Genomic DNA, 8,920 nt, shown 5'->3' with positions numbered 1-8,920 from the left:
CCCGCGGCGCGCAGCGCGTCGGTGCAGGGTGGCGTGCGTCCGTGGTGCGCGCACGGTTCGAGGGTGACGACGGCGGTGCCGCCGCGGGCCCGCTCCCCCGCCTCGGCCAGCGCCGCGACCTCGGCGTGCGGACCGCCCGGCGGCGCCGTCGCCCCGGTCCCGGCCACCCGGCCGTCGCGGTCGAGGACGACGCAGCCGACGGGCGGGTTCGGGCTGGTCGTGCCGTGCACGCGGGCCGAGACGGCCAGCGCCAGGCGCATCGCCGCGGCGGCGTCGAGCGGCCCGTCGCCGACCGTCGGGGCGGGATCGTTCGACGCGCCGGGCATGGTCATGACACCGCCCCGGCACCCCGGCGACCGCCGCGGCAGGCGCGGTCGCCGTCGGTCGCCGTCGGGAACGTCATGCGTTCGTCCACCGGTGCGGGCTGGTACGGACGACCTGTTCGCGCAGGGCCCGGACGGCCCGCAACGGGTCGTCGGCGCCGTAGACGGCGGACCCCGCCACGAAGCAGTCGACGCCCGCCTCGGCGGCCTGCTCGACGGTGTCGGCGTTGATCCCGCCGTCGATCTCGACGAGCACGGTCAGGTGCCCGGTGTCGACGAGCCGGCGCGCGGTGCGGACCTTGTCGAGCACCTCGGGGATGAAGGCCTGGCCGCCGAAGCCCGGTTCGACGCTCATGATCAGCAGCGTGTCGTAGTGCTTGAGGGTGTCGAGGTGGTCCTCGAGCGGCGTGCCGGGCTTGATCGACAGCCCGGCCCTGGCCCCCGCGGCGCGCAGGTTCCTGGCCAGCGCGACCGGGTCGTGGGCGGCCTCCGCGTGCACGGTGACGTTGTACGCACCGGCCTCGGCGTAGGCGGGCGCCCAGCGGTCGGGGTCGTCGATCATGAGGTGGCAGTCGAGCGGGACCTCCGTCGCCCTCAGCAGCGACTCGACGACGGGCAGGCCGAGGGTCAGGTTCGGCACGAAGTGCGCGTCCATCACGTCGATGTGGAGCCAGTCGGCTCCCTCACCGACGGGCCCGGTGACCACGTCGGCTTCGTCGGCCAACCGAGCGAAGTCGGCGGACAGCATGCTGGGGGCGATCAATGGATGCACGCCTCAGAGGCTACTGGGCACCCGTTGCCGGGCACGCATGTGTGGGCGATGTCCCGCAACGACTTCTGCGCCGCGCGAACCTCACCCGGGCGCTCACCGTACCGGGGGATCAGGGCAGGCGGCGCAGCAGTGTAACGAACATCGCGTCGGTGCCGTGGCGGTGCGGCCACAGTTGGACGGCGGGCCCGTCGCCGAGGTCCGGCACCCCCGGCAGGACGGCGCGCGCGTCGACCTTCTCGACGTCGCGGTGCCTGCGCAGCACCGCGCCGACGACGCCGACGGTCTCCGACAGGTGCGGCGAACAGGTCACGTACGCGACGACGCCGCCGGGCCGGACGTGGCGCAGCGCCGCGGTGAGCAGCTCGCGCTGCAGCCGCGCGAGCCCGGCGACGTCCTCGGGGTTGCGCCGCCAGCGCGCCTCGGGCCGCCTGCGCAGGGCGCCGAGGCCGGTGCAGGGCGCGTCGACGAGCACCCTGTCGAACGCGGCGTCGGGCAGCGGTGCTTCCCGGCCGTCGGCGGTGTGCACGGTGACGGGCAGCCCGTCGACGGCTCGTCGGACCAGGTCGGCGCGGTGCTCGGAGCGCTCGACCGCGTCGAGCGCGCCCCCGTCGAGGGCGACCAGGCCGCCGAGCAGCACCGCCTTCCCGCCGGGGCCGGCGCACAGGTCGAGCCAGCGGCCGCCGTCGTCACCGGCCAGCTCCGCGCGGGCGAGGGCCAGCGCCACCAGCTGGCTGCCCTCGTCCTGGACGACGGCGAGACCCTCGGCGACGGCGTCGATGTCCCCGACGTCCCCCGAGCCGGGTTCGAGGTGCACGCCGTAGGGCGAGTACGGCGCCTCGGTGCCGCCGGTGACGAGCGCGAGCTCCTCGGCCGTGATCTCGCCGGGCCGCGCGAGCAGGTGCACGACGGGCCGGGCGTCGTCGGCCGCGAGGGCGGCGTCGAGCTCGGCGGTACCCCCGAGCGCGTCGGCGAACGCCTGGGCGATCCAGCGCGGGTGCGCGTGCACGAACGCGCTGTGCCCCAACGGGTCTTCCTCGACTGACGGGGCGAGCTGCGCCGTCCAGGCCGCCTCGTCCTGCTCGGCGACCTTGCGCAGGATCGCGTTGACGAACCCGGCGGAGCGGGAGCCGGCCCGGTCGCGGACCAGGTCGACGATCGTGTCGACGGCCGCGTGCGCGGGGATCCGGGTACGCAGCAGCTGGTAGGCGCCCAGGCGCAGCGCGTCGACCAGCGGCGGCTCGATACGGTGCAGCGGCCGGTCGGCGCACGCCGCGACCACGGCGTCGAGCAGCCCGAGGGCACGCAGCGTGCCGTAGCCGAGCTCGGTCGCGAGCGCGGCGTCGCGGTCGCGCAGCCGGTGCCGCCGCAGGATCGCCGGCATGGCGAGGTTGGCGTAGGCGTCGCGCTCGCGGACCGCGGTGAGCAGCTCGTGCGCGGCGACGCGGGCGGGGTCGACGGTGACGGGACGCGCGGGCCCGCTGCGGCCCCGCGGCGGGCCGGGGTTGCGACGTGCCCCGCCCGACCGGCGGCGGTCGCCGCCGCGGCGCGGCTCAGTCATCGGGGGTGCCTGCCTGCCGGCCGGACCGGACGCTCACGTCAGTACCTCTTCCTCGGCGATGCGCACACCGCGCGCCCAGTCGGGCGCGGGCATCGCCTTCTTGCCGGTCGGGCGCACCTCGCCCAGCTCGACGGGGACCGTCGCGGTCCCGACGAGCACCCGGCGCTTCTCGACGTGCAGCGCACCCGGGGCGAGGGCGATGCCGCCCGTGCGGACCGGACGGACGGGACCGAGGCCGAGGCGCTGGTCGCGGAAGTGCGTCCACGCGCCGGGCTCGGGGGTCACCGAGCGCACGAGCCGGTCGACCGCGACCGCCGGTGCGTCCCAGGCCACGCGGGCGTCGGCGACCAGCACCTTCGGTGCGAGCGACACCCCCTCGGTGGGCTGGGGCACCGCGGTGACGGTCCCGTCGGCGATCCCGTCGAGCGTCGCGACGAGCAGCCGCGCCCCGCTCACGGCGAGCCGGCCGAGCAGCGCGCCCGCGGTGTCCTCGGCGCCGACCGTCTCGGTCACCACGCCGTAGGTCGGGCCGGTGTCGAGGCCCTCCTCGAGGCGGAAGGTCGTCGCCCCGGTGACGTCGTCGCCGTGGCGGATCGCGGCCTGCACGGGCGCGGCACCACGCCACGCCGGCAGCAGCGAGAAGTGCAGGTTGACCCAGCCGTGGACCGGGACGTCGAGCGCGGCGCGAGGCACGAGTGCGCCGTAGGCGACGACGGGCGCGCAGTCGGGCGCCAGCTCGGTGAGCGTCGCGAGGAACTCGGGTTCGGACGGCCGCCGCGGCGTCAGCACCCGGACACCGGCCTCGTCGGCCAGTGCGCCGACGGGCGAGCGCTGCACGCTGCGGCCGCGGCCGGCGGGCGCGTCGGGCCGGGTGAGCACGGCGACGACCTCGTGGCGCGGCGACTCCAGCAGTGCCCGCAGGGCCGGTACCGCCGGCTCCGGCGTACCGGCGAACAGCAGCCGCACTAGCGGGCCCGGCCGAACATCGGGTGCGGGCTGACCTTGACCACGGGCTCCGGCTGCCCGAACCACTCGGCGGCGCGGATCTCGGCCATGGCTAGCTTGCGGGTCTCGGCGTCGAGCCGGTCGACGAACAGGACGCCGTCGAGATGGTCGGTCTCGTGCTGGATGCAGCGGGCCAGCAGCTCGGAGCCCTCGACCGTCACCGGCTCGCCGTGGACGTTCCAGCCCCGGGCGACGACGTGCAGGTGGCGCGTGCAGTCCCAGCGCAGCCCGGGGATCGACAGGCAGCCCTCCGGCCCGGTCTGCTCCTCGTCGCCGACGACGTCGAACGTCGGGTTGACCAGGTGCCCGGCGAAGCCGTCGACGTCGTAGGTGAACACCCGCAGCCCGACCCCGATCTGCGGCGCGGCCAGGCCGGCGCCGCCTTCGTCGTGCATGGTGTCGGTGAGGTCGGCGACGAGCTTGCGCAGCTCCGCGTCGAAGGTCGTGACCTCGACGGCGGGCGTGCGCAGGACCGGGTCGCCGAAGAGCCGGACGGGTTGGACGGACACTGGGCTCCCTGCTGAGGTGGCGCGGACGGCGGGATGTCGGCCCGTCGATTCTGCCACGCAGCGATCGCGCGCCCCGGCGGCGTGCGGGTCCCGGGGCCCGCCCGGGGCAGGTCACTCGATCTGCAGGGGGTCCATCCGCACCCGGACCGGGTCGGCCGCCTTCCGGGCGCTGCGCCCGGCCTGCGCGGCGGCCAGCGCGGCGGCCAGCGCCCGGCCCTCGGTCCGCGGTACGCGGACCAGCGCCCGTTCGCGCGGTCCCTCGTCGGAGGCGACCGGGTCGATCTCGACCGGGCCGAGCACCTCGGCCCCGGCGGGCAGCCCCGCGTCGAGGATCTCCGCGACGGCCGCGGGCCCGCCCTCGACCGCCGCCATCCGCACCGCCGGGGGGAACCCGACCTCCGCGCGCGCCGCGAGCTCGGCCGCCGCGTGCCCGGCGGGATCCCAGCGCACGAGCGCCTGCACGACCGGTACCGAGGCGTCGGCGACGACCACGACCCGCCCGCCGCGCCCGTGCGGCACGACCAGCGCGGCGGCGCCGAGCCATCGCCGCAGGGTCTCCTCGGCCACGCGCAGGTCCGGGCGCGAGAGCAGGGCCCAGCCGTCGAGCAGCAGCGCGGCGCCGTAGCCACCGTCGGCAGCCGGTTCGGCACCGGGGGTCGCGACGACGATCCCGGGCCCGGGGTCGATGCGCGCCACCACCTCCGCGCCGCCGCCGGACTGCCGCACCGGCACCCCCGGGAACGCCCGGCCCAGCTCCTCAGCGGTCCGCCGCGAACCGGTGACCGAGGCCCGCAACGCCCGCCCGCCGCAGCCCCCGCACCGGAACGACGACTCGACCCGCCCGCACCAACGGCAGTACGGCGACGCGGCTGCGCCCTCGTCGCCGCGACCCGACGGCAGCGCCAGCGGCCCCGCGCAGTGCCGGCAGCGGGCGCTCTCCCGGCACCGCCCGCACGCGAGCCACGGCACGTAACCGGCCCGCGGGACCTGGACGAGCACCGGCCGGCCGGCGGCGAGCGCGGCCCGGGCGGCGGCGAAGCCCGCCGCCGGGATCCGGGCGACGCGGGCGTCGGGGTCGCGGGCGATCGCGCCCGCGGAGTCCTCCAGGGCGCCGACGCGCGGCATCGCCGCCCGCAGGGTGGCCCGGTCGGCGACGATCTCGTTCGCCCAGCCGGACTCGACGAGCAGCTGCGCCTCGGCGGTGCGGGCGTGGCCGGCGACGAGCAACGCCGCGCCCGCCGCGTGCGCGCGCAGTACCAGCACGTCGCGGACCTGCGGGTACGGTGCCCGCGGTTCGGCGTGGGAGTCGTCGCCGTCGTCCCAGACCGCGAGCAGCCCCAGGTCGGCGAGCGGCGCGAACGCCGCCGACCGGGTGCCGACGACCACCCGCGCGGTACCCCGCAGGACCCGCAGCCAGCGGCGGTACCGCTCGGCGGGGCCGAGCTCGGCGGTCAGCGCGACGACGCTCTCCGGCGGCAGGTGCGCGGCGCACGCGGCGTGCAGGGCGTCGACGTCGCGCTGGTCGGGTACGACGAGCAGCGCCCCGCGACCGGCGGCCGCGGTCGCGACGGCGGCCTCGGCCAGCCGGTCTGTCCACGACTCGCCCGGCAGCGCCTGCCACACCGCGTGCGCGGCCCGGCCGGCGGCCAGTGCCGTCAGGAACGCCGCGCCGCGCGGGTAGGCCGTCCAGCCGGTGCCGTCCGGCGCCGGCGCGGGCGGCGGTGGGACCGCGGGCTCGGCCGCCGCGGCCTCGGCGCGGGCGTGCCGCGGCGGTACCGCCAGCCGGACGACGTCGGCGAACACACCCGCGTACCGGTCGGCGACCGCCCGGCACAGCGCGGCGACCTCCGCGGTGAGCACCGGCTCGGGCGAGACCACCTTCTCCACCCAGGCCAGCCGCCCGGTGTGGCCGGACTCCTCGACCCGGTCGAGCAGGAACCCGTCGACGAGACGCCCCGCGAACCGGACCCGCACCCGCACCCCCGGCGCGGCGACGTCGTCGAGATGCGCCGGGACGCGGTAGTCGAAGGGCCGGTCGAGGTGGGCGAGCGGTACGTCGACGGCGATCCGGGCGACCGGCGCGGTCCCCGCCGGCTCCCACTCGCCGCGCCCGGCCGCGCGCCGCCGCGCCGGCGGCGCGGCGGCGGCCTCCGGATGTGCGGGCCGAGCCATGCGATCACCCTGGCATCCACCCCCGACGCTCCGGGCGGCGGTCCCGCCCGCAGGTCACCGCGATGTGACGCGTGACCGTCCTCCGACGCCCGCGCCCACGGCTTGCGACACTGGGGACATGCAGCCCGCTCCGTCCCCCGTCCCGGCCGCCACCGACCTCCTGGTCGTCGGCGCCGGGCCCGCGGGCTCCGCCACCGCCGCGTGGGCCGCGCGGCACGGCATCGACGTCGTGCTCGCCGACGCCGCCGTCTTCCCCCGCGACAAGGCCTGCGGCGACGGGCTCACCCCGCGCGCGGTCGCGGAGCTCGACCGGCTCGGCCTCGGCCCGTGGCTGCGCGAGCACGGGCAGAACCGCGGGCTGCGGGCGGCCGGGTTCGGGCAGACGCTCGAGCTGCCGTGGCCGGGAGGGTCGTTGCCCGCCCACGGCTCCGCCGTCCCCCGGCTGGAGCTCGACGCCCGCATCCGCGACGTCGCGCTGGCGGCCGGGGCCGTCCCGGTCGAGGGCGCGAAGGCCGTCGACGTGAAGTGGGACGGCGACCGGATCGGCGGCGTCGTCCTCGAGCTCGGTGACGGAACCACGCGCACGGTGCGCTGCGAGCGCGTCGTCGTCGCCGACGGGCACCGCTCGCCGCTCGGCCGGGTCCTCGGCCGGGAATGGCACAAGGACACCGCGTACGGCGTGGCCGCGCGCGCCTACATCCGCTCGGCCCGCTCCGACGATCCGTGGATCTCCTCGCACCTGGAGCTGCGCGGCACCGAGGACGAGGTGCTGGCCGGGTACGGCTGGGTGTTCCCGCTGCACAACGGCGAGGTCAACATCGGTGTCGGCACGCTCGCCACCGACCGCAGGCCCGCCGGCGTGCGGTTGCGGGCGCTGATCGACCTGTACACCGCCGCCCGGCGCGACGACTGGCGGCTCGAGGGCGAGCTGCGGATGCGATCGTCGGCGCTGCTCCCCATGGGTGGGGCGGTCTCCGGGGTCGCCGGGCCCAACTGGGGGTTGGTCGGCGACGCGGCGGGCTGCATCAACCCGCTCAACGGCGAGGGCATCGACTACGGGCTGGAGACCGGGCGCGTCCTCGCCGAGCTGATGACCGGTGAGAACGACCTCGCGCACGCCTGGCCCGCGACACTGCGCCACCACTACGGGCACGCGTTCTCCATCGCGCGCCGGCTCGCGGGGCTGCTGACGATCCCCCGGCTGCTGCCGCTGGCGGGACCGGTCGGCATGCGCTCGCGCGCGCTGATGACCGTCGCCCTGCGGGTCATGGGCAACCTCGTCACCGACGAGGACCGCGACCTCACCGCGCGGGCGTGGCGCGCGGCGGGCCGGCTGTCGAGCCGGTTCGACGACCGTCCGCCGTTCCCGGCCCCCGACCTGCGCGCACGGGCCTGAGCGCCCGCCGCGGCCGGCCCGTCGGTCTCACGACGACGGCTGCGGCACCGTGCAGTCGATCTTCGGGTTCACGCCGACGTAGTTGAGCGGGCCGACGACGATCGTCAGCAGCGTCGTCCCGATGCCGGTGCACGACGCCGAGGTGCCGCCGAAGTACCCCCGCTGGTAGGCCGCGAAGGCCCCGACGATCAACCACAGCACGACGATCCCTGCCAGGACGCGCATGGTGCCTCCGGGTCTCGCCGGGCCGGACACTTCGGACGGTCCCGCGAGGGTAGCGGCCCCGGCCGCGGCCGGCAGGGCGGACGCCGCGAGGCCGGCGGATCACCGCGACGCGCGGCCGGCGGATCACCGCGGCGCGGGGCCGGCCGTCAGAGGTTGACCTGGTCGTGGCGGGCGTAGAACTCACGCCACTGCTCGTCGTCGAGCGTGCGGCCCTCGGCCCGGATCGCGGCCAGCTCGGTGAAGAACTCCTCGCGCGCGATACCGGGCGCGAACAGGATCAGGAACGCCGTCGCGGCGTCGGAGTCGTTGCGGAAGGCGTGCACGCCGTGCTCGGCGACGTGCACGAAGTCGCCCGGACGGTAGGCCGCCCAGCGCTCGCCGTCGAAGATGGTCAGCTCGCCGTCGAGTACGTGGAACGCCTCGGAGAAGGTGGCGTGCACGTGCGGGCCCGGGCCCGGGCTCCTCGGTGCCATCCGGTACTCGAAGAGCCCGTAGCGGCCGGCCGTCCGCGACCCGGTCGCGACGAACCGGACCGACGGCGGACCCGGCAGGTCGGGCGGGTCGTCGCCACGCGAGACGACGACCCGTCCGGCCGGATCGGGGAAGCTCACGCCCCGGCGGCCGACTTCAGCGCGTCGGCCCGCGCGGTCGACTCCCACGGCAGCTCGACGTCGGTGCGGCCGAAGTGGCCGTACGCCGCGGTCTGCGCGTAGATCGGGCGCAGCAGGTCGAGGTCGCGGATGATCGCGGCCGGCCGCAGGTCGAAGACCTCGGTGATCGCGGACTGGATGCGGATCGGGTCGACGTGCTCGGTCCCGAACGTCTCGACGAAGAGCCCGACGGGCGCGGCCTTGCCGATCGCGTAGGCGACCTGGACCTCGATGCGGTCGGCGAGCCCGGCCGCGACGGCGTTCTTGGCGACCCAGCGCAGCGCGTAGGCGGCCGAGCGGTCGACCTTCG

At 77.0% G+C, this 8,920-nt stretch carries 9 protein-coding genes and 1 pseudogene; 1 reads left to right on the top strand and 9 read right to left on the bottom strand.

Going from position 1 to position 8,920, the window contains the following annotated elements:
- The 6 genes and pseudogenes from PSD17_RS19460 to PSD17_RS19435 form a co-directional block, all read right to left on the bottom strand.
- Window positions 1–326, bottom strand: a pseudogene (locus PSD17_RS19460) (bifunctional diaminohydroxyphosphoribosylaminopyrimidine deaminase/5-amino-6-(5-phosphoribosylamino)uracil reductase RibD); the annotation flags it as partial.
- A gap of 73 nt (window positions 327–399) precedes the next feature.
- On the bottom strand, window positions 400–1,086 hold the full coding sequence (gene rpe / locus PSD17_RS19455) for a ribulose-phosphate 3-epimerase (RefSeq protein ID WP_041759765.1): 687 nt from the start codon (window positions 1,084–1,086) through the stop codon (window positions 400–402).
- 118 nt (window positions 1,087–1,204) lie between these two features.
- The gene (locus tag PSD17_RS19450; protein WP_103384493.1) at window positions 1,205–2,653 is read right to left on the bottom strand and encodes an RsmB/NOP family class I SAM-dependent RNA methyltransferase; all 1,449 of its coding nucleotides are present in this window, start codon (window positions 2,651–2,653) and stop codon (window positions 1,205–1,207) included.
- A gap of 33 nt (window positions 2,654–2,686) precedes the next feature.
- Window positions 2,687–3,619, bottom strand: coding sequence for a methionyl-tRNA formyltransferase (locus PSD17_RS19445; RefSeq protein ID WP_103384494.1), 933 nt, complete (start codon window positions 3,617–3,619; stop codon window positions 2,687–2,689).
- Complete coding sequence (def, locus tag PSD17_RS19440) at window positions 3,619–4,167, bottom strand: peptide deformylase (RefSeq protein ID WP_013675543.1); 549 nt, start codon at window positions 4,165–4,167, stop codon at window positions 3,619–3,621. The genes PSD17_RS19445 and def overlap by 1 nt, the downstream gene beginning before the upstream one ends.
- A 111-nt stretch (window positions 4,168–4,278) precedes the next feature.
- Window positions 4,279–6,339 (bottom strand): primosomal protein N', encoded by a 2,061-nt coding sequence (locus PSD17_RS19435; RefSeq protein ID WP_339124040.1) that lies wholly within the window; start codon window positions 6,337–6,339, stop codon window positions 4,279–4,281.
- A gap of 118 nt (window positions 6,340–6,457) precedes the next feature.
- Here PSD17_RS19435 and PSD17_RS19430 point away from each other — a divergent pair, with 118 nt between their 5' ends.
- Complete coding sequence (locus PSD17_RS19430) at window positions 6,458–7,735, top strand: geranylgeranyl reductase family protein (protein ID WP_339124039.1); 1,278 nt, start codon at window positions 6,458–6,460, stop codon at window positions 7,733–7,735.
- 27 nt (window positions 7,736–7,762) lie between these two features.
- On the opposite strand, the gene PSD17_RS19425 is transcribed toward PSD17_RS19430, so the two are convergent.
- From PSD17_RS19425 to PSD17_RS19415, 3 genes are all read right to left on the bottom strand, one after another.
- On the bottom strand, window positions 7,763–7,960 hold the full coding sequence (locus PSD17_RS19425) for a hypothetical protein (protein WP_013675546.1): 198 nt from the start codon (window positions 7,958–7,960) through the stop codon (window positions 7,763–7,765).
- A gap of 146 nt (window positions 7,961–8,106) precedes the next feature.
- Window positions 8,107–8,571, bottom strand: coding sequence for a cupin domain-containing protein (locus PSD17_RS19420; protein ID WP_103384639.1), 465 nt, complete (start codon window positions 8,569–8,571; stop codon window positions 8,107–8,109).
- Window positions 8,568–8,920, bottom strand: a 353-nt coding sequence (locus tag PSD17_RS19415; RefSeq protein ID WP_339124038.1) for a methionine adenosyltransferase domain-containing protein, incomplete at its 5' end; no start/stop codon positions are given. The genes PSD17_RS19415 and PSD17_RS19420, both read right to left, overlap by 4 nt.

The sequence above is a fragment of the Pseudonocardia sp. D17 genome, from assembly GCF_036984265.1.
GTDB lineage: Bacteria > Actinomycetota > Actinomycetes > Mycobacteriales > Pseudonocardiaceae > Pseudonocardia > Pseudonocardia benzenivorans.
Note: the sequence above shows the minus strand (reverse complement) of the source record. Positions and strands in the feature narration are given on the sequence as shown.